This window comes from Sphingobacterium sp. SGG-5, assembly GCF_011043525.1.
In the GTDB taxonomy this organism is placed as follows: Bacteria; Bacteroidota; Bacteroidia; order Sphingobacteriales; family Sphingobacteriaceae; genus Sphingobacterium.
Genome location: NZ_JAAKGO010000001.1, coordinates 462,510 through 483,798, shown reverse-complemented (window position 1 = coordinate 483,798; position 21,289 = coordinate 462,510). Strand labels below are relative to the sequence as shown.

18 protein-coding genes are annotated in these 21,289 nt (G+C 44.1%); 13 read left to right on the top strand and 5 right to left on the bottom strand.

Annotated elements, in window-relative coordinates; translation table 11 throughout:
- Nucleotides 1–2 precede the first annotated feature (2 nt).
- Together G5B30_RS02000 and G5B30_RS01995 are read right to left on the bottom strand one after the other, a co-directional pair.
- On the bottom strand, nt 3–713 hold the full coding sequence (locus G5B30_RS02000; protein WP_165318277.1) for an SDR family NAD(P)-dependent oxidoreductase: 711 nt from the start codon (nt 711–713) through the stop codon (nt 3–5).
- The gene (locus G5B30_RS01995; protein WP_165318276.1) at nt 713–1,642 is read right to left on the bottom strand and encodes a lysylphosphatidylglycerol synthase transmembrane domain-containing protein; all 930 of its coding nucleotides are present in this window, start codon (nt 1,640–1,642) and stop codon (nt 713–715) included. The genes G5B30_RS02000 and G5B30_RS01995 overlap by 1 nt, the downstream gene beginning before the upstream one ends.
- A gap of 140 nt (nt 1,643–1,782) precedes the next feature.
- On the opposite strand from G5B30_RS01995, the gene G5B30_RS01990 reads away from it, so the two are divergent.
- Complete coding sequence (locus tag G5B30_RS01990) at nt 1,783–2,322, top strand: hypothetical protein (protein WP_165318275.1); 540 nt, start codon at nt 1,783–1,785, stop codon at nt 2,320–2,322.
- A 46-nt stretch (nt 2,323–2,368) separates the two neighbouring features.
- Here the strand turns inward: G5B30_RS01990 and G5B30_RS01985 are convergent, their stop codons facing one another.
- The gene (locus G5B30_RS01985; RefSeq protein WP_165318274.1) at nt 2,369–3,541 is read right to left on the bottom strand and encodes a trans-sulfuration enzyme family protein; all 1,173 of its coding nucleotides are present in this window, start codon (nt 3,539–3,541) and stop codon (nt 2,369–2,371) included.
- Nucleotides 3,542–3,701: 160 nt separating this feature from the next.
- Between G5B30_RS01985 and G5B30_RS01980 the strand changes: the two genes are divergently transcribed.
- From G5B30_RS01980 to G5B30_RS01925, 12 genes are all read left to right on the top strand, one after another.
- Nucleotides 3,702–4,313: an RNA polymerase sigma factor gene (locus tag G5B30_RS01980; RefSeq protein ID WP_165318273.1), complete on the top strand. Its 612-nt coding sequence runs from the start codon at nt 3,702–3,704 to the stop codon at nt 4,311–4,313.
- A 27-nt stretch (nt 4,314–4,340) separates the two neighbouring features.
- Nucleotides 4,341–5,543 carry a FecR family protein gene (locus tag G5B30_RS01975; protein WP_165318272.1) on the top strand — a complete coding sequence of 401 codons (1,203 nt, stop codon included), beginning with the start codon at nt 4,341–4,343 and terminating at the stop codon, nt 5,541–5,543.
- A 74-nt stretch (nt 5,544–5,617) separates the two neighbouring features.
- Nucleotides 5,618–9,040 carry a TonB-dependent receptor gene (locus G5B30_RS01970; RefSeq protein ID WP_165318271.1) on the top strand — a complete coding sequence of 1,141 codons (3,423 nt, stop codon included), beginning with the start codon at nt 5,618–5,620 and terminating at the stop codon, nt 9,038–9,040.
- Between the two features lie 5 nt (nt 9,041–9,045).
- Nucleotides 9,046–10,458: a RagB/SusD family nutrient uptake outer membrane protein gene (locus G5B30_RS01965; protein WP_165318270.1), complete on the top strand. Its 1,413-nt coding sequence runs from the start codon at nt 9,046–9,048 to the stop codon at nt 10,456–10,458.
- A 35-nt stretch (nt 10,459–10,493) separates the two neighbouring features.
- Nucleotides 10,494–11,558, top strand: a complete 1,065-nt coding sequence (locus tag G5B30_RS01960) for a membrane lipoprotein lipid attachment site-containing protein (RefSeq protein WP_165318269.1) — start codon at nt 10,494–10,496, stop codon at nt 11,556–11,558.
- Between the two features lie 20 nt (nt 11,559–11,578).
- Complete coding sequence (locus G5B30_RS01955; RefSeq protein ID WP_165318268.1) at nt 11,579–12,892, top strand: hypothetical protein; 1,314 nt, start codon at nt 11,579–11,581, stop codon at nt 12,890–12,892.
- A gap of 10 nt (nt 12,893–12,902) precedes the next feature.
- Nucleotides 12,903–14,120, top strand: a complete 1,218-nt coding sequence (locus G5B30_RS01950; RefSeq protein WP_165318267.1) for a hypothetical protein — start codon at nt 12,903–12,905, stop codon at nt 14,118–14,120.
- Between the two features lie 10 nt (nt 14,121–14,130).
- The gene (locus tag G5B30_RS01945) at nt 14,131–14,739 is read left to right on the top strand and encodes a hypothetical protein (RefSeq protein ID WP_165318266.1); all 609 of its coding nucleotides are present in this window, start codon (nt 14,131–14,133) and stop codon (nt 14,737–14,739) included.
- Nucleotides 14,740–14,784: 45 nt separating this feature from the next.
- On the top strand, nt 14,785–15,990 hold the full coding sequence (locus tag G5B30_RS01940; protein ID WP_165318265.1) for a serine hydrolase domain-containing protein: 1,206 nt from the start codon (nt 14,785–14,787) through the stop codon (nt 15,988–15,990).
- Nucleotides 15,991–16,044: 54 nt separating this feature from the next.
- Nucleotides 16,045–16,683, top strand: a complete 639-nt coding sequence (locus G5B30_RS01935) for a hypothetical protein (RefSeq protein ID WP_165318264.1) — start codon at nt 16,045–16,047, stop codon at nt 16,681–16,683.
- A 17-nt stretch (nt 16,684–16,700) separates the two neighbouring features.
- Nucleotides 16,701–17,759 carry a serine hydrolase domain-containing protein gene (locus G5B30_RS01930; RefSeq protein WP_206366974.1) on the top strand — a complete coding sequence of 353 codons (1,059 nt, stop codon included), beginning with the start codon at nt 16,701–16,703 and terminating at the stop codon, nt 17,757–17,759.
- Nucleotides 17,760–17,777: 18 nt separating this feature from the next.
- Nucleotides 17,778–18,809, top strand: coding sequence for a dipeptide epimerase (locus G5B30_RS01925; protein ID WP_165318263.1), 1,032 nt, complete (start codon nt 17,778–17,780; stop codon nt 18,807–18,809).
- 54 nt (nt 18,810–18,863) lie between these two features.
- On the opposite strand, the gene G5B30_RS01920 is transcribed toward G5B30_RS01925, so the two are convergent.
- Together G5B30_RS01920 and G5B30_RS01915 are read right to left on the bottom strand one after the other, a co-directional pair.
- Entirely contained in the window at nt 18,864–20,108 is a 1,245-nt protein-coding gene (locus tag G5B30_RS01920; RefSeq protein ID WP_165318262.1) for a DUF819 domain-containing protein, read from the bottom strand.
- A gap of 69 nt (nt 20,109–20,177) precedes the next feature.
- Nucleotides 20,178–21,278 carry a serine hydrolase domain-containing protein gene (locus tag G5B30_RS01915; RefSeq protein WP_165318261.1) on the bottom strand — a complete coding sequence of 367 codons (1,101 nt, stop codon included), beginning with the start codon at nt 21,276–21,278 and terminating at the stop codon, nt 20,178–20,180.
- Between the last annotated feature and the right edge of the window lie 11 nt (nt 21,279–21,289).

Below are 21,289 nucleotides of genomic sequence, written 5' to 3'. Positions count from 1 at the left end.
GATTAGGGCGTTGTATTCGACACTGGTAATACTTTGCCATTGTAGTATTTGCTGCCATTTTGTGCAAACTCGGCGATATACCTGCCCATTTCAAAAGCCAGGGTACCCGCTTCGACACCAGGAAAGGCGGCCTCGAACATTTCGGTCTGCGACGAGCCCAGTGCCAGGCAATTGACCTTGATTCCCTTGTCTTTGAGTTCTTCAGCCAGGCATTCGGTCAATATGGACAACGCTCCCTTGCTGGTGGAATAGGCACTTAATCCCGAAAATTTAGCTGACCCCTGAAAGCCGCCCATACTGCCAATGTTGACGATATGCCCGCCTTCGGACATCAGCGGAACGACGTGTTTGATCATATTGACGTGGCCAAGGACATTAGTCTGCAGCATATACGCAAACTCTTCTGCCGATGTGTCCAGAAAGGGCTTATTCACCAAGGCGCCGGCATTGTTGATGAGTATATCGACCTTATCAAATTTCGATTGAATAAAAGGGATGAGGGAGTTTGGGTAATTGTCGTAAACAATATCAAATTGCGCCGGATACAGCTTGCCGCCGTCGTGATTTAAGGAAGAAGCGATCTCATGCAGTTTGCGAAGTTTGTCTGCCGAACGGGCCAATGCAATGACCTGATGGTCGGTATTGGCGGTTAAGTCCAATACAGTTTCGAAGCCTATGCCACTACTTGCTCCAGTAACGATTATATTTGCCATTATTCCTCTTCTTTTAATACGTCTTTGTCTATTTCCTGTTCGACCTCGTTAACGGTCGGCAGGTGGTCTGCTCCCAACTGTTGCGGTCTGAATATATAATATATTCCTGACGACGCTACAGTGATCGAAATCAGATTGAAAAATAAGCTGACCAAAACAGCGGTGTGTTCATCGATCTGAAAGTATGTCGCTCCATATATCATGACCAGTTCGCGTAACCCAACGCCCCCTCCTATGGAAGGAATAATGGCGACAATGGTTGAAACTAAAAATATCAATAAATAAGGAGAAAATTTTCCATCAAAGTTCAGCGAATACAAAATCAAGATCGCCGCCAATACCTGAAAACCCTGAACAGCCAATGCTTTCAGGTGTGTACGGACAAATATCTTGGCAAACTGCTTGAATAATAGACGTAGGAAAAAATAGTAGCTCACCGTACCGATGCCTGCTACTGCAATAGTCAGGGCATTGGGAATGGCTAATCGGGGCATAAAGATAACCAATGCACAGGTAATAATCGCCAATGCCCACAAACCACTTAAGCGATCGAAGAATACGGCACTTAGTATTTTCCTGCCGGAAATCTGGTGGTTCTTTTTTAGAAAATAGATTTTATAACCATCGCCGCCGATGCCGCCGGGCAAAAAATAATTGTACAATAGCCCGAGCTGATAAAGCCGTAAATTATAGCGTTCGGACAAATAAAGATGTATCGCTTTGAAGAAGCTGTTGAGCCGGGAGGAAGCAACGATCTGCGAAATGACATAACTGCACAATGCGAGAAAAAGAAATAACCAATCGCAATTCGTAAGAGCAGTTTGTAATTCACTAAAATCGATCTTTCTGGAAACCCAATACAATGCGGTAATGGTGATAATGGATTTCAGGATGTTCTTGATAATATTTGATCGTTTTTTATTGCCCATATGCTGTCTTCCTATCGGGTCCGTAAAAGTACACATAAATCTTATCTCTACCTTACTTGTGGTATGATTTTTGGATATCATCGTGAGAAGATAGTAAGTTTTATATCTTTGACGAATTCAATACTTATAAATTATATACTATGCGTAGACATATTCTTTCTTTTGCAGCGCTACTGGCGGTGATTATGTTGACGGCATCCTGTGGTGCCCAGAAAAAAGGTGCTTCCGGCACAGAATCCGGACCTTCGGCTTCCCAATGGCGATCGGGAATTAAAGGTACATGGGTGTTAAATTCGGTGACGAGGGAAAATATTCCCGGCGCATATACCGTGAAGAATATTTTTGATGAGGCTCCGGTCGATTGTTTTATCGGCAGCGTGTGGAATTTGCCCGGCGGGAATTATCGGGGGAGCATTACCTTCAATACTTCCGGAACTTTATGTGCAAATGGTGCTGTGCGTACGATTATCTGGGATGTCTATAATCCGAAAGATGCTGGAGAACAACCTCAATTTCAATTCAAAAAGCTATATGCCGGCGATAAAGCATCCAACGTGACCAGTGGTTACCGTATGGATCTTTCCTATGCGAATGAAGAATCGTTAGTCATGCGGATGCCTATTCCATTGGATAATGGTGTGACCGGGTATTTGGTGTTTAATTATTCGAAGCAAAAGTAAAACAAGGATAAAATGGAATAAAGAAAAGAGGCGCGAGCCTCTTTATTTATTTTGTTAGTTCCAGCGCCTGAACGATATCCTCGATAATGTCATTTTGATCTTCCAGTCCGACCGACAGGCGTATCGTTCCCGGGCGGATCCCTAGAAGCAGACGTTCATCCTCGCGTAGCTTGGAGTGTGTTGTGGAAGCTGGATGCGTTGCGATCGTCCGTGTATCACCGAGATTAGACGTATATTTTATCATTTTCAATGAATCGATAAACCGGAAGGCTCTTTCTTGCCCGCCCTCTACTTCAAAAGTCACTATTCCTCCGCCGGCTTTCATTTGCTTTTTTGCCAGTTCATATTGTGGATGGGAGGGTAGGAAAGGATATTTTACATCGAGAACCTCTGCATGTTGCTCCAGTGTTTCGGCCAAGGCTAAGGCATTTGCACAATGACGGTCCATACGAAGATTTAGCGTTTCTAAACTTCTGGATAATACCCAAGCGTTGAAAGGAGACATAGCGGGTCCGGTATGCCGGATAAAAAACATCATCTTGTCGATGAGGTCTTTTTTGCCCACCGCGACACCCCCTAATACACGCCCTTGGCCATCCATGTATTTGGTGGCCGAGTGTACCGACAAGTCAAAACCGTAAGGTAATGGCTTTTGCAAATAAGGTGTTGCGAAACAGTTGTCAATGGAAAATATAACATCTGGATATTTCGCTTTGAGTTGACCTAACTTTTCTAAATCATACAACTCCAACCCGGGATTGGATGGCGATTCGAGGAAAACGATCTTGGTGTTTGGTTGTATGGCCTTTTCCCAATCGGCAATGTCAGCCGTCTCTACGTAGGTGTGTGTTATGCCCCAACGGGGGAACAGTTGTGTTAGTAATTGGTGCGTAGAACCAAAGATAGCACGACTGGATACAATATGGTCACCATGTTGGATAAAAGCTGCAAATGATACAAATACCGCTGCCATACCGGAGGAAAACGCTAATCCCGCTTCGGCTCCTTCCATCGCGCAGACACGATCAATAAACTCCGCCGTGTTAGGGTTGGCATAACGCGAGTATACCATTCCTTCCTCTTCGTCTGCAAAAATAGCGCGCCCTTGCTCCGCACTGTCAAAAATAAAACTTGAGGTGAGGTATAATGGAACGGAATGTTCCCGTGTCGCTGACCGTGTTGCCTGCTCTCTTATTATTCGGGATTGGTCTTCTTTCATGATCGACAAACTTAGATATTTTTCATTTTATATACAATAAGATTGCATGGACCAAACCATAGATTTTTGATGAACGATCCTGATGGAGAGGAGAAATAGTTTGTAAATGAAAAAATAAAATCTGATATTGGATTTTTATTCCTCCGTAACGTTAACTCGTATGGTTGTTTTAGAGACTCTTTCTGATGAAGAATTGTTTGAATTGGTGAAGGATTCAAGAAGGGATGCCTATGAGGAAATCTACCATCGTTTTAAAGGGATATTATATGCTCATGCTTATCGCATGCTCGGCGACAGAGAAGAGGTGAGAGATCTGTTACAAGAAGTTTTTGTAGCCCTATGGTCCAAGCGAGAGGAGCTACTTATTCGAAACGTCTCGGCTTACTTATATTCATCAATAAGGAACCGTGTTATCGATAGGGCATCCCGTCATCGTAGTCGAAACAAATATTTAGAGTCCATGTCTTTTTATGCGGAACATCATAGCTATCAGGTGCCCGACCGTATACTCTATGAAAAAGAACTCCGGACGTTGATAGAGAAAGAAGTGAATGCTCTCCCAGAACGCATGCAGCTTATTTTTCAGATGAGCCGGAAAGAGCATTTGTCGCATAAGGAGATTGCTGAAAAACTGGGAATATCAGAAACGACCGTCCGCAAGCAGGTGAATAATGCGTTGAAAATATTACGTTCAAAGTTTACCAACCGGGATACTTTTATTTTTTTTCTTTTTATCTACTCCCTCCCTTACGCACATACGTCTTGTATATAATGGTTCGCAGAACCAGCAAGACAGAGTATGAAGAAACGCCAATTTAAAAAACTTCTGAGAAGGTATAAGAAAGGTAAAGCAACGGGTGAAGAAAAAGCCCTTGTTGAGGGTTGGTATAATTACCACGCTACGCTTGAGGACAGGTCTTTGCCGGAGGAGATGCTGATGGAGACAGATCTTCATGCCGTTTGGCAACAAGTTGTCGCAGACAACACTGTACCGGTCAAACGTATAAGCTTTAGGAAGCTTTCCACGGCGGTTTCTATCGCCGCGGTATTTCTTTTGTTCGGATCGGTTACGTTCTACTTTACAAAGTTTTATCAAGAAAGGATACTCTCGGGTTCGATGGTATCCCAGCCGCTATTTATGAAGCTCGGTTCGAAGCAACAGGATATAGGTGCGTATGATGCGTATGTGCAGTTGGGGTCGGGGGCAACGATTAACTTAGATAGCGTAAAATCAGGAAAGGCATTTTCTTACGACAAAGTTAATCTTCGTAAAGAAGAGGATGGTACCATTGTGTATAAACCTGATGTAAACAAGTGGGACGAGACATCTGCCAGCCGTAATATCCATACGATACATGTCCCCAAAGCGAAACAGTCTAAACTCATCTTATCCGATGGTACTAAAGTATGGCTCAATTCAGAATCATCGATCTCTTTTCCAGAAGTATTTGCCTGGAATGAACGTCATGTGGAAGTCAGTGGAGAGGTGTATTTTGAGGTAACCAGAGATGTCTCCAGACCTTTTTATGTAAAAACAAAAGATGCGGTGGTAAAGGTGCTCGGCACGAGCTTTAACGTGAGTGCATATCTGGATGAGAATATTTCGTCGACAACGTTGGTAACGGGTTCGGTGAACGTATTTGTACCTACTGCGGAAGATGATGTTGCATCCGAAACAAGTAGAACGCTAATCCCGGGGGAACAGTGGGCAATCAATAAAAGCAATCGTCATGTTTCTGTGAAATCGGTCGATATAAAGGATATCATTGCTTGGAAAGATGGCTTAATTGCATTTACTAACCTGGATCTAAAGTCGATTATGAAGAAAGTGGCCAGATGGTATGATGTAGAAGTCGAATATGAATCCTATAATCAAAATAAAAAATTTACAGGAGGTATCTCCTCTCGTACGACGCTGGACGAGTTTATCCAGATCATGGAACTTTATCAGGTAAAAATAGAGAATCAGGGCAATGGTAAACTGGTGGTAAGGGATAAATAGGACAGCTTTTCGAAAGGTCCAAACTTCGGAAAGTTTGAGAACGTAAAATAATATGAACACCTAAATTATAAAGTATGCAGATTACTTTTGTGAATCAGCCAAAGCATTTGGCACATTATGAAAAGAGGGGGAATCCATGTTCACGTTGGTTTCCATTACGATTACGGGTAATTACATGGTTATTGGTAACGTCAATTTCGTACGCAGCGGCGAATACTTTGTTTGCACAGCAGTTGAATTTGAAATTAGAGAAGGTTTCGTTGCAACATGCTCTGAACGAAGTTAAGAGGCAGAGCAAGTACATCAACTGGTATGAAGGCGGGGCTATTGTGTCGGATGTACCGGTGACCATCAATGCCAAAAGGATAACCTTGAGAAATGCACTGCATAAAATCTTCGACGGGCAACCCTACACCTATGATATCGTAGGAGAGACGATCGTGGTCAAAAGGAAGAATGAAGATGTACCGGTTATAGCTACTGCCTCGCCGTTGCAAGAGGTCGTTACGGTAGAGGGTAGGGTAAGACTGGCCGGTAGGCATGCCGATGCAAGCCATGCTGGGATTAGTGTACGTGAAAGGGGAAGTCATTCTTCGGCTATTACGGACAAAGACGGGAACTTTAAAATAAGGGTCCGCAAGAATGCTACCTTAATATTTGCGATGCTGGGGTACAGCACTCGGGAAGTTAATATCGGTGTAGTCGAAAAGATTGATATCGAACTACAGGAAGAACTCAGTAAACTCGATGAAGTGGTCGTGACGGGCTATACGGTGCAGGAACGACGGGAAATCACGGGAGCAATATCTCAGATCAAAGCCAAAGATATCGAAAACATGCCGATCCAGACTTTTGATCAAGCCATGCAAGGGCGTATGGCAGGGGTAAATGTTTCTTCGGCGACGGGTGTTCCAGGTGGAGCAGTACGTGTGCAGATTCGTGGAGAAGGATCCATTTCTGCAGGCAATGATCCCTTGTATATTGTGGATGGTATTCCGGTCAACTCGGAGGATGCAAGTACGGTCACGTCTAGTAATCCCTTGTCTTTTTTGAACCCCAAAGATATTGAATCTATTGAGGTGCTGAAGGATGCTGCCGCGGCGTCTATCTATGGTGCACAGGCGGCCAATGGCGTAGTGCTGATTACGACTAAAAGTGGAGCGGCGGGGCCTACAGTGGTCAATGTCGAGTACAACCAAGGGCTGGTGGCCCCCATGCCCTTAATCGAAACCATGAATGCACAACAGTTCATTCAAGGAAGGATGGAGGCTAAGAGAAATTACTATCCTGAATATTCTTACGAGCAGGTTCGTAGTGAAGTGCTGAGTGAACTACAGTTGCCTATAGGTATGACAGATGCCGAGATTATGGCATTACCGAGCTACGATTGGCAGCGTGCTGCCTTTAGGAATGGTCTTTCCAGCTTGCTGAACCTATCAGCACAAGGAGGGGCGCAGCGGACCACCTTCCGTGTAGCCGCATCTTATGAAAATAACCAGGGAAGTGTAGTCGGTACGAAATTCCAGCGAGGTACAGCTAGCCTTCGGCTGAATCATCAGGTAAATAGTAAATTATCCTTCCGCGCCGATGCAGATCTGACCATGCTAAAACAAGAAGGTGCAATAGGTACGAGTGGTTCATACCTATATCTGTCGTCACCGCAATATACCGCACCATTGATGCTGCCCTTCCTTCCTATTTATAATAGCGATGGATCGTATAACCTGACTCCTCAAGGATTTCCGGGGACATTTAGGTATCACGCTATTGCTGCAGCTGATATGAATGATTACATAGGCAAGACCAACACGATATTAGCGCGGTTGCGGGCCGATTATAAAATTAGAAAAGATCTTAATCTGAGATCGTATATAGGTGTACATTACTCGGTCAATGTCGACAACCAATTCCAAGATCCCAGAACGAACGAAGCACAGGGTAGACGTGGTATCCTGACGATCAATCAACGTTACCCGGTTTCTTTTACAACGACGCATCATCTTACCTACAACAAGACGTTTGCCAAGCATCATAAAGTGACGGCACTTGGTGGATTGGAGTATAGGACTTATTCCAATGAAACGTTTCGGGTACAGGGAGATGGTTTCCCCAGCTATCGGTTCAGAACCTTACAATCTGCTTCTACTATCAATAGTGCGACAGGTTCCTATACGGCTGTAAGACGTATGGGGGTATTTGGGCAGGTCAATTACAATTATCGAAAAAAATACATGTTGAGTGGGATCCTACGCTATGACGGTTCTTCCCGTTTTGGCGATAACCATCTCTTTGGTTGGTTCCCCGCCATTTCGGGTGGATGGGATGCTGCTCAGGAAGATTTCTTGAAAGATGTACAATGGCTCAACCAACTTAAGTTACGTGTAGGATATGGTGAGACTGGCAATGACCGTATTGGAAACTTTACGGCACGTTCGCTGTATGGTACAACACAATACGATGGGCAAGGGGGTACGGTGCCGACCCGATTGGGCAATGACGATCTGCGATGGGAGCGCAATACGACGACCAATCTCGGAATAGATTATTCGGTGTTGAATCGGAGGATCTATGGTAGTGTCGATGTTTATCGGCGGATTAGTAAGGATTTGCTCTTAACCCAACCCATCCCATGGGTCAGCGGTTATGCCGAAATCAGCCGCAACGTGGGGGAAGTGAAGAATGAAGGTGTCGAGTTTGAAATCAATGTCAATCCGGTACGCACACCTCGCTTTAACTGGACTTCGGGATTTAACATCAGTTTTATAAAGAACCGAGTGACCAAATTGTATGGCGATCTAGCTTCTTTACCAGGACGAGCGTCGATTCGGGTGGGCTATTCCTTACATACGAACTTCTTAAACCAATATGCTGGGGTCAACTCCGCAACAGGGCGGCCAATGTGGTATGCATCTGATGGTAGCTATAGCTACCGCCCGGGTGCACAAGGGTCGACAAGTTATACATTGCGCGATAGAGGCAATCGTTTATCCTCTTATTATGGCGGGTGGAATAATAACTTCAAATATAAATCTTTTCAATTGGATGTACTGGTCCACTTTGACATGGGACGTGAGTTGTATAATAATATGGCGCGTATCATGTCCAGAAAAGGTGATGTCTTGGTCAATGGTGCGGCATGGTATTATGACAACCGTTGGGCTATGCCGGGGCAGATTACTTCGGTACCAAGACCTATTGATGGGGCTACCGAGCTCAATGCGCTGGCTGCAGATGGCTCTTCTACGCGTTTCCTGGAAGATGCCTCCTATATCCGTTTGAAACATATTAACTTCTCTTACGATATTCCATCCAGTTTTGCCAGTAGATTCAAGATATCTAATGCACGGGTATTTTTCCAAGCATTGAATGTGATGACTTGGACGAAATGGACAGGATACGATCCGGAGTTTTACATCGATGAAAGCAACTTTGAATCCAATGCTGGTATCGTACCACAAACGAGAACGTATAATTTGGGAGTCCAGTTTAAATTCTAAAAGAAATGAAGATATATAATTTTTTAATCCTACTGTTATCGCTCACTTTTGGGCTGATATCCTGCAAAGAAGCCATCGAAGTCGATCCCAAGCAATCCATTCCATCTGAGACGGCCTTGGAAACCATGGAGGATATACAGGCGGGTGTGTTTGGGGTATATGCCACCTTACGTGATGTTAATCTATATGGTCGGGATTTAATTGCTGTTGCCGAGGCCTTGGCAGATAATACCGTGCATACGAATGTTAGTGGTTTGCGCAACGAGTGGAACAATAACATAGGCGCGCATATGGACCCCTGGGAGGTTGGTTTTTACGGGGTCAATCGGGCTAATCTGGTGCTGGACGCTATAGATCGTATTGATGCACCTGGCTCGTGGAAAGATGCATGGGCAGGACAGGTTTATTTTATTCGTGCCTTGCTGTACTTCGATATGGCTAAGGTATACGGTTATGATCCTACAGCTGTGATAGGAGCGAACGATAGAGGTACGGTACCTATTTATGAGAAGGGCGTCGTCAATATCGATGATCTGGAATTGGTACCTCGAGCCCCCATCGCTTATATGTATGATTTTATATATAAAGATTTGGATAGTGCATACGCCAAATTATCCAGAAACACAGTTGGAGCTGGTCCTCATCGGGTGACGATAGATGCTGTAAATGCGCTTTATTCTCGGGTAGCCTTGTTTCGCGGAGATTATGAACGGGTAGTGAACAAAGTCAATGCGGCTTTGGCCAATGTGGTTGGTTCCTTTCAGTCCAATGAATCTTATGTGAACGCATGGCGGGCGGAAACCCACCCCGAGTCTATCTTCGAAGTGAAATTTAATGTCAACGAAAACGTGGGAGCCAACAACTCTTTGCGGGCTACATTTACGACACGTGCCTTCCTGCAGGATCAGATTCCCTCTACGCATGGCAGCCTTGCGGTACACGAGGATTTGATGGATTTGTACGAAAATAATGATGTAAGAAAGCAATTGATTATCAAAGGATTGGGGAATAATATCAACCGTAATGAGATGACCAAGTTCATGAGCCGTGGGGGTGTCAAGGATTTGGACAATGTGCCTGTGATCCGGGTGTCCGAACTTTATCTCAACCGTGCTGAGGCTTATTTTCGTCTGGATGAACCGGGACTTGCCAGAGATGACGTGAATACGATCCGGCAAAGGGCAGGGCTGGCAGCTACGACCAAATCCGGATCAGACTTGTTTGAGGAAATTTTATTACAACGAAGATTGGAATTTGCGTTCGAAGGACATCGTTGGTTTGACTTGAAGCGGTTGGGGCGCAATATCGTCAAATCAGGCAGAACATTGCCTTTTACTGATCCACGCATATTGGCGAGAATTCCTTTCCGCGAGGTCAATGCTTCAGAAAATATGATTAGACAAAATAGGGGGTATTAGCGAGATTGGATATTAGATATCAGACATTAGATAAGATGAAAAAGATTATTATTATACTAACAGCGGCGTTCATGTTGACGTCCTGTTTCAAGGATTACAATGAGGATTTTCTGATTACGAAGAAAACAGTGGAGTTTGAAGATGCAGTGGTCAATTCGAATGCTTCGGGCAGAAATTATCCGCTTTTAGGGCATATTTTTGAGTTGAACGGGACGGTGTCGTATCGCGTCAATATGTTTGGTGAACAATCCGATGTGCCCCAGCAAATTGCGTACCGTGTCGTGGAGGAGCAAACTACCGCTGTAGAGGGGACGGATTTTCGGTTCGTAACGGGCAACAGCTTGACTGTGCCGGCTCACTCCAGTTTTGGTTACCTACAGGTGGAGGTCTTACCGACAATTGCAGGCAGTAAGCTGTTGGTTATCGAACTGTTGGGCAACGATCAGGTCGAGGTATCACCGAATTATAGGATGGTCGGAATTCCGATGAGTGACGCTGTGCTCAAGCCAGATCCAAATGTAGTCGTGGATCATGGAGACTATTTTCACGTTACAGAGTTGACGCTTGGAGGTGATAATAATACCGATTTGGGCTGTTTCTTAGATATGCAGACCGGTAATATTTACAATTGGGAAGCTGCTGCACTGTTTCCGGATAAGGCAAATGTGGCTTATTTTCATTCGGGACCGAATTATGCCAACTTTGTTTTTCCAGGACTGTCGAGTATGTCGACAGCATGGGGACCTTATTATAATCGTATTCGAAACTGGTCGGTAGCACCTACCGGAACGGTGGTGCGATACACCAATATCCAACCTGCCGACGATGCTATATTTGACAATATATCTTCGGCCGCAACTATTGAAGCAGCTGTATTGGCTGCACAGGCTAATGTAGGTGTACGGCATGGATCGGCATCTACCTATGGACCCGGAGAACGTGTTCGCTCATTGGCCAATGGGGATATTGTCTTCCTATATTCATCTACACACGACTTCTATGCAGTAATACGAGTAATAGAAGCTGTGCAGGGTAGTAGCACGGATCCGGAAGTCTCTTCAAAATACACGATGAAATTTGAATATAAGGTTCAAAAATAATGACTTAAATGGATCATAAGATGAAGAAGATATTTTATTTAGGTGCTCTGTTTGGAGCAGTGTGGACAGTCGGCTCGATACTGTCGTGTGACAAGGACAAGCAATTACCTCCTGAAGATAAAGTGGAGCGCGTGCTTCCACCTATTCAGGATGAGGATGGCGGAAGCGAAGGTGAAAATCCGGACGAGCCAAAAGATTATGTGTATGCTATTGCTATTATGCCGGCAGAAGATGTTGATATGGGAGGAAGTGGGGTTAATTTAGCAACTGGCGAAGTCTACCGTGGTACTCATGCACATAATTACCCACATGCCGTGGATTTGCTCTATCTGGACTATGGCAATGCAACCAAAGGCAATATTGCTCTGCCCGAATCGAAAGAGCTTTCGGTCAATGTGTTTGGTGAGGATATACAATATGGTTGGCGATATAAAAACTTGGGAGTGCTGTATCGTTTGAGCGATGTGCAGCCACGGGATGTGGAGTGGTTCAACGGAGCGAAGTCAGCTGCCCGTATTAGAGCTGTTGTAGATTCGATGATCGCGGTACTGTCGGTCAACCCGGACGACCAAAAAATGCGATACCGCGATGTGAAAGGAGATGAGATCTTCATCTTTAAATCAACGACAAGGAATATCTCCAGCATCATCTATGTCAACCAACAGATTGCGACTAGCACCGGTTCGCAGTGTCGGTTGGTCATCAAGAGTGATGCTACGCAGCTGCAGGAGGTCGCTCCCGTGACGGGTGGCCTGTTAAATGCAAACGGTAACCATGATGAGGATGTGATCAATGCTACGTTTAGTACAGCTGCCAATGGGGAATTGTTCTTCGATTTTATGAAAAAAGAGGTTTATACCCGGGCCGAATTAGAGGATTTAGAAGATTTGTCAGGCATCCACTTGATGTTTGCCTATAAGTCCAGTACTAATTCCCATTATATCTATACACCGACCAGTAGTTGGATGTATGGAGGGTCAGGTAACAGCTCGAGCCATTATACTCCTGGTGACCGTACGTTGTATAACTATCTGAATGCTTCGGGAACCAATATCAGTACCATGTATTTTTGGAGAATAGATAATTTCACATCGCCTTTGTATACGAACAATACCTTTGAACAGGTTCGTTTGAATAATCCTGCTTTGTATACCTACTACTATTATTGGAACACAGGATCTTGGGGTTCGAATGGTATCAATCCTGGTGTTGGTTTGACTTATCGTATTCGCAACGTGACACACGGGGGAAGTGGGGCATTTAAAATATTGAATGTCAATAAGACTATCGGAGAGATCAGTGTCGGTGTTAAATATTGGAATTCATTGGATTAATCTTAACGTTATGAATCATATCAAAATAAAATATTATGCTGCCTTCGCTTTCTTAGTATTGCTGACAGTATCCTGTGAAAAAGATCTGGCCATTTCTGAGGGCAATATTGTCACAGAATTTTTCAAGAACGGGGATGATATTTCCCGGATTTATCTGAAGCCAGGGGGTGGCGACAACAGTACCGGAGGCTATATGGATTTCCGGTCGGGGAGTATATACACGTTTGCGCAAATGGGAGATCACTATCATGAAGTCGATTTGGCTTATACGTATGGTGAGATGTCGGGAAACAACCTACTGGCTATGGATGCTAAGAATGTTTCCTTTACCGCTGTCGGAGAAGAGGTAGAGCATGTATTTCCCTACAAAAATAAAGGTGAACTATATGTTTATACTAATACGACTATTAATGATGCGGAATGGTTCTTGTCTTTGTCTTCTGCTGCTGACGTACAGCGAGGCTATGATTCCCTATTGAATGTGCTTGAAGAACGAGGGGACACCCCACTCCAACCTACCAAGCGGGTGGCTAACTTACGACGTGGAGATATCGTCTTGTTTCACGGTATCAACCGCAAAGTTAAGAGCCTTATCTATATCGAGAGCGTGGCGACATCAGCAAATGGAACGATGGGTATGCTGATCAAATCCGATATGGGGGAGCAAGTGTATTTTCAGAAACCTGATCTTCCATTGAAAAATCCGGCGTTATGGGCGGATACCTTGATATTGGAAGTAAAGGCGCCACTTACGGGCGAGAATTATATGGACTTGTTGCGCAGAGAGGTGTATAAAGCTGAGGAGCTGGAAAATGATGACGTTTTGCAGATCACCTTATTGCATGTTTTTGATGGAGTAACGTCGAACTTCTATACTATGACCAGTAGTTATATAGGTTCTACCTACAGACCTGAATTATGGAACTGGATCAGTACGCTTCCGGGAAGGAAAGAGATGCATCTGTACCGTATAGACAACCACATCAAATATCTACCTGGGTATACTTTTGAGGATATCCGCAACAATAATGAAGCCCTTAAGGCATATGGAGATTATATTGGGGGAACAGGTTGGAATTCACGCTATACAGGATCAAGTATAGCGCCGGGCTTTGTGATGCGTATCCGCAACGCCGCTGATGAAACCCAAGGTTTTCTGAAGGTGCTGGAAGTAGATAATAATACAGGGATGTGTAAAGTGGTGCTAAAATATGTACACGACGAATAGTATCTGGGGTATGAAAAAAATAATTTTATGTATTCTTTTACTTTCCTTGGGTATAGCGCAGGCACAGGATGTACCTTTGCGGACATATAGGGTCAAGCTGACGGCCCAGAATGCCGATCCTGCCCGTAATTTTTTGGATCTGAAGTCCCGCAAGACGTTTGATTTGATTGGCGCTAGCTACGAACCGGAGCGTATAGATATGTTCGTATTGTTTGGCCGCAATACCCGGGTCAACCTGATGCTTCCATCCAGCAATCGAATCGAATCTTTTGGGGAACATTTCAAAGTTAATATACAGGATGGTTGGGATGTGCGGAATAAGGGTGTGTTAGTCAATGTGGGTAACACAAAAGAGATGAAAGATAAATTTTCTGCTTCCCGTGTGTTGTCTGACCTGACATCGTGGTATACGAAAGCAAAACAGAATATCAATGAAATCGAAAATTACCAACACCGAAAAAATGGTCCTATCGATAATTTGATTCGAGTGGAAAAAGGTGATGTGATCTTATTCCGGTCCGAGGATAGAAACTTTTATGCTGTCGGGTTGGTGCAGCATGTGGAGGAATCTCATCAGGGCAAGATAATCATTGTGTGGAAGGTACCCCGTAATTTTTAATGTCAATAGAGAAATAAAGAGAATTAAAATAATTTTTAAATCGACATGATGATGAAAAAATATAATAAAATAGGACTGGTTTTGATCCTGATCGGCCAAATGGTCATGGGACATGCATGTAGCAGTGGGATAGAAGATGAGCTCACGATCAAGAAGGACCCCGATCGATATGAGACATCGAATCCTGACCCTGATCCCGATCCGGAACCTAATCCTAGTCAGGCCAAACCTTTACCGCAAGAGTTGGCTGAAATAGCACGAAGTAACAATATACCAGGTGTGCAGATTGCTCATATCAAAGGTGATCAAGTCGATTCATATGTATATGGTGTGGCGGATATCGCTAGTGGAACCCCGGTTAGAGAAGATCATCTCTTTCAGGCAGCTTCAATAAGTAAAACTGTTGCAACCTATGCGTTTTTACGATTGTACGACAAAGGGGTCTTTGATCTCGATGTGCCACTAAACCAATACTATATTTATGATCGTGTAGCGAGGGCCAATAATCCAAAGAATGACCTTGTCACTGCGAGACACGTACTGGCACATTTGACCGGATATCCAAACTGGGTCATGGACGCGAATACACTTGCCTGGCGGAATTCGGTTTTAGAACCTGGGGCCGCCTATACCCCAGGTGTAGACTATCGCTATTCTGGGGAAGGATTTACTTATTTGCAGGAAGTGTTGAAGCATCTGACCGGAAAAAGTCTGCAACAAATCGCTAAAGAGGAAGTTTTTGATCCTTTTGGCATGGCGAGTACAAGTTATCAGTGGGAGTCTACCTTCGCTGGTAAGAATACAATAGGACATACGGTTACCGATGGTGTTTTAAGAATGATGACCGGTTGGGGTATGATGGGTTATACACAGAACGGTGCGAACAGTGCTTATTCTATGTTGACTAATGCCAAAGATTTTGCCAAATTTGTCAAGCGTGGGTTGATCGATGGCGAAGGCCTGAAACCGGAGACTTATGCACTATTGAGCACGACGATAACCTGGTCAAATGGTGTAAATAATCCAAATATGTCGCGTGGATTGGGGATGGTGATCCATAACAACGAGAAAGGAATGAGTTTGTACCATAGTGGAAGTAACCCGGGATATATTGCTTATTGTATAGCTTATCCCGATTTGGATGAAGGTCTAGTGGTATTTACCAACGGCAATCCTGAGGGACGTGCTATGGGTGGAAGTGCTTTTTCGTTCTTTTTAGGGGCGGATCAAACGTTTCATATGTTTGAATAATTACATACAAATTAATTTTAAGAGAGCATAGAAAATGAAAGGTAAGGGGCAGACATGAGATTAATAAAAAGTGTACTGATGTTGGGGTTGTTTGTTTGTATGGTTGGATCTGTATATGCGCAGAGGAGCGACCTCCGTGTGTACACACTTACCGTACATTCCCAACGTAGTCCATTGGGCGGTAATATGATGGATTTGGACAAACGTCATGCTTATCCCTTGGATGAAGCTGGCTACAACCCGAAGCGGATTGACTTTGGTTATATGTACGGACGCAATACCGGAGGCAATCTGATGGTGCCTATCAGCCAAGGATTCTTGACTTTTGGCAACCCGTTCAAAGATGCACTGTTGTCTTGGGGGAATAATCGTAACAATGGCTATTTTATTAATATTGGTAACGATCAAAAAGCACAAGACACCTTCAATACGGTGCAGTATGCGGATTCTTTAGAGACGCTGTATCAAAGATGGTTCGATAAGATTATGGAGATTCCGAATTACGAGCCGAGCAAACATGGGCCAGGGCAACGGGTTCGCAACATGACTATAGGTGATGTGCTGCTATTCCGTTCGGAAAATAAGGATACTTATCATATTTTTCGGATTACCAAGCTCGTGCTTAGCAATAATGGATTGATTGAGCTGGAGGTAAAATCTCCGAAAAACGTAAAAAGGAAGAAAAGAAAATAGCGTAAAAAATGAATCAGATGAATAAACTAACATATATTTTAATAGCTTTTCTGTTGCCTCTATCGCAGCAATTGTCGGCACAGCACAAGATGGTATTCCCGGGAAAAACATGGGAGATAGTGAAAGACCCCGAAGAATCCGGACTGTCCAAAGACAAATTGTTAGAGGTCAAAAAGCTGGTGGAGAAAGATAATACCTCGGCGCTGATGATTGTAGTCAACGGCAAAGTGGCTTACCAATGGGGTGAAGTCGATCGGAAATACAATACGCATTCTATGCGTAAAAGTGTTTTGAGTGCTATGTACGGCAAATACGTACGTGAGGGAATAATTGATTTGGAAGCTACAATGGCCGATTTGGGCATTGATGATAACGAGGGATTGTCCGAAGAAGAAAAAAAAGCAACTGTTCGCGATTTGCTTAAGGCACGTTCGGGTGTGTATCATCCGGCTTTGTATGAGTCTTCGGGTATGAAAAGACGAAAGCCAGCACGATTTTCCGTGCGAGCAGGTACACATTGGTATTACAACAATTGGGATTTTAACGTACTGGGCACTATCTTTGAACAAAAGACGGGTAAACGTTTTTTTGAGGCATTGAACGAAGATATTGCTCAACCTATCGGTATGGAAGACTATGGGCCTGCGGATGGTACGTATATCAGTGGAAAAGAGTCGAGACATAGAGCATACCCTTTTAATATAACCGCGAAGGACTTAGCACGATTTGGTTTGCTTATGCTCCATATGGGAAATTGGAATGGAAAGCAGGTTATTGATAGTGCATGGGTTGCCGAAAGTACCCGCTACCATTCGGATGCCACCCTGTATGGATCTTCGGGCTACGGATATATGTGGTGGGTAGCGCGTGACTTTAACAAATACCCTTTATATAAAGGAGCGGATCTCCCCGAAGGGTCGTATGCTGCACAAGGCGCAGGGGGGCACCATCTGATTATCATTCCAGCTTATGATATGGTCGTTGTACGTCGGGTGAATACCGATATACCCGGTAATAGAGGGAAAGATTTTGGTCCAGTGCTAAAATTGATTTTAGAGGCAAGAATGGATAAATAATGGACGATTAATAATTTTATGATAAAACTAACATACAAGCCTTATGATGTGCAACTGAAGCACATCTTTCGCATATCGAGGGGAGCACGTCAAAATGCACCTGTGGTGTTGATTAAGTTGAGTTACGAAGGTGTGGACGGTTATGGCGAAGGTTCTATGCCGCCGTTGTACGGTGAATCTTTGGAAACAGCGCAGGCATTCTATGCCAAAGTAGACCTGTCACAATTTGATAATCCATTTGACACCGAGACTATTTTGTCGTATGTCAATAGCGTAGCACCGGGAAATCAGGCGGCTAAAACAGCAATTGATATAGCCTTGCATGATCTGATCGGAAAACTGCTGAACATTCCGGTGCACAGCTTGTTTGGTCTGCCGACGGTTGCGCAGCATACCTCAATGACGATTGGGATAGATGAGCCGGAAGTAATGGCAGAGCGGGCCTTGGAGTACAAGGATTTCAAATATTTGAAAATAAAGCTTGGTACGGATCGTGATAGAGAAATGATCGAGGCCATTCGTCGGGTCAGCTCACAACCGTTTTTTATTGATGCGAATCAAGGCTGGAATAATAGGGAAGACGCTTTGGATTTTATCCATTGGCTCAAAGAGCAAAATACTGTTTTTATCGAGCAGCCTATGCTGAAGGAGGATAAAGCCGGGAATGCCTGGTTGACCGAACGAAGTCCTTTGCCGATTATTGGGGACGAGGGCTTTCAACGCCTCACAGATCTAAAAGAAGTGTCAGGTATCTATCATGGTATCAATATCAAATTAATGAAATCCACAGGATTACGGGAAGGGTATAAGATGGCCATTACAGCCAAGGCCCTCGGGATGAAAGTGATGTTGGGTTGCATGACCGAAACTTCCTGTGCCATATCTGCGGCTGCACAATTAACTGCTTTGGCCGATTGGATTGATTTGGATGGTAACCTGGATGTGGTAAATGATCCATATCAAGGCGTGCAGGTTTTAAATGGTGTGCTCCATCTTTCACCAACGCCTGGAATAGGGTTGATCAACCCCGATTGGGATAGCATCGCATAAAAAATTCATGTAGATACATGCATGATTGCGTGTGTCTACATGAATTTCTTTTTATCATGGTGCCACCAACGACATCAATACTCCACATAGATAAGCTGCATAGGTGCCTATGGCATAACTAAATACGGATATAATGACGGCTACTGAAATGAGTGAAGGGTGGAAGGCAGCTGCTGTCGCAGATGCCGATGCTACGCCGCCTACATTGCCCATGCTGCCCATAGCGAAGAAAAAGAAGGGAGCACGAATGATCTTGGCCACGATAAATAACAATAGGGCATGGAATGCAATCCAGATAATCCCGACGACAAACAATAGGGGATTAGCCAAAATAGCCAATATATTCATTTGCATGCCGATGGAAGCGATCAAGATATAAAGAAATACGGTGGCAAATTTGGAAGCGCCGGTACCTTCGTATTGCTTTGCTTTGGTAAATGAAAGCGAAATCCCCAATAGTGTCGTGATGAGAATGAGCCAAAAAAACTTTGATGTCAGGCTAAAACGTGCGAGTTCTGGTGCTGTCCGTTCGACAAGCCCGGCAACTTGATCTGCCAGAAAATGTCCAATGGCGACAGCACCAAAAGCTAAAGCCATCATAATAAATATATCTTTGACCGCTGTCGGTCGGACATTATTTTTAGCAATGGCATCCATCCGGTGGGTGAGGGCTTCGACCGAAGAATTGTCGGCCTTGAAATAGCGATTGAGCGCATTCACTTTGCTTGCTCCATAAATCAGAACCGCCATCCAACCATACGCGACAAATACATCCACGGCCAATGTCGCTGAAAACTCTTCAGGTGATGGTTGTAAAATGGTGTATAGGGCAGCTTGATTGGCTCCTCCACCTATCCAAGAGCCGGCAAGGGTAGCAAGTGCTTTCCATGTGTCACCAGAGACCACATCAGGAGCAATAAGCGACATTAGCCATACTGCAAAAGGTCCACCTATGATAATGCCCAACGTTCCTGCGAAGAACATAATGCCCGCATTTTTTCGCATGGCCCACAGCTCCTTGAGATTAAGATTCAAGGTGAAAAGTACCAAGCAGGCCGGCAGTAGATAATTGGAGCTAACAGAACCAATATTTGATTGTTGGCCCGAAATGATGCCAAAAGAATTGAGCAACCCAGGAAAAAAATAACACAGGAGAAGCGGGGGGATGATGGTGTAGAATTTTTGGGAGAATCTGTTTTTAAGATTGGATGTATAGAATACTAATCCCAGTATTCCCATCAGGATTCCAAAGACAACGGCATCGTCTGTGATAAGGGCTGTAGAAGAATTTTCTAGCATATAAATCGTTTAATAGTGTTGTTTAAGTGTTGAATATAGGGATATTTTTTTTGAATAAGGTTGGTCTTTTTACAATCTGGCATCTAAAATGAGTTGAAACAATTTACCTATATTGGCATTAGAAACACTGTGGTCGGCGTCTGTGTCTACCCGGTGAGTAATGACCATATCATAGTCGGGAATCACAAGCATCACCTGCCCCCCGACACCACTGGCCATGAAGGCCCCATTGGGCAAGGATACATTGGGCAATAAGGGTTTTGGATTTTTAGTATCGTTGATCCACCACATATAACCATACCCGGAAGAATTTGAAACTGAAGCATCAGAGTAAGAACGTGTGCTTTCTGTCACCCAATCCGCAGGGATGATCTGCTGATTTTTCCATTTTCCTTTGTTAAGCATAAGCAAACCAAACCGGGCTAAGTCACTTGCCGATATACGAAATGGATAGGCTTTATGTCGGGAGCTGATGCCGGATGTTGTTGCATACCATCCATCACTTGTTTTGAAATCCATTTGCAGCGGGATCGCAAACTCCTCCTCTATGGCTTCGAAGATATCTTTTCCTGTCTGTTGTATGAAAATCGTGCCTAAGGCATTGAAATCCCAGTTGTTATAATACCAAAATTCGCCCGGATCATGACTGTATCGATCAGGTTTTTGATTGGTCATACCCTCAGATTCGTAATGGGCAGGATGGTATATTCCCGAACGGGCCATAATCAGATCCCGGACTGTAGCTTGTTTTTCCGTATCCGACAGGCCTTCGTCGTCATCGATCAGTAGATCAGCCATTGTTGAAAGGAGATTGATGTCTCCATTTTTGACATAATTGCCATAAAGGGCGCTCAGAAAACTTTTACGTAGGGAATGACTCTTGTATTTGTGATCAATGTCACCTCGTTGGTATAAAATCTTTCCTTTATAGACGACGAGTAATGCTGCGGATTGATGTTTTATGTATTCGTAGGCGACCAGATCCAATTTTGATGAGGAAAAGCCCACATCTTCGGGTTTGTCTATTTTTTCCCAACGTGCGTGGGGAAATGTGGCCGTTGTCCTATCAACAGGAGGCTCATCGGTAGGTTCGGGAGCCGTAGGGGTACAGCTTAAGAAAAGTGTGCCGAGTACAAACGATAGTAACGACTTTTGATATAATCTATGCATAATTTCTATAA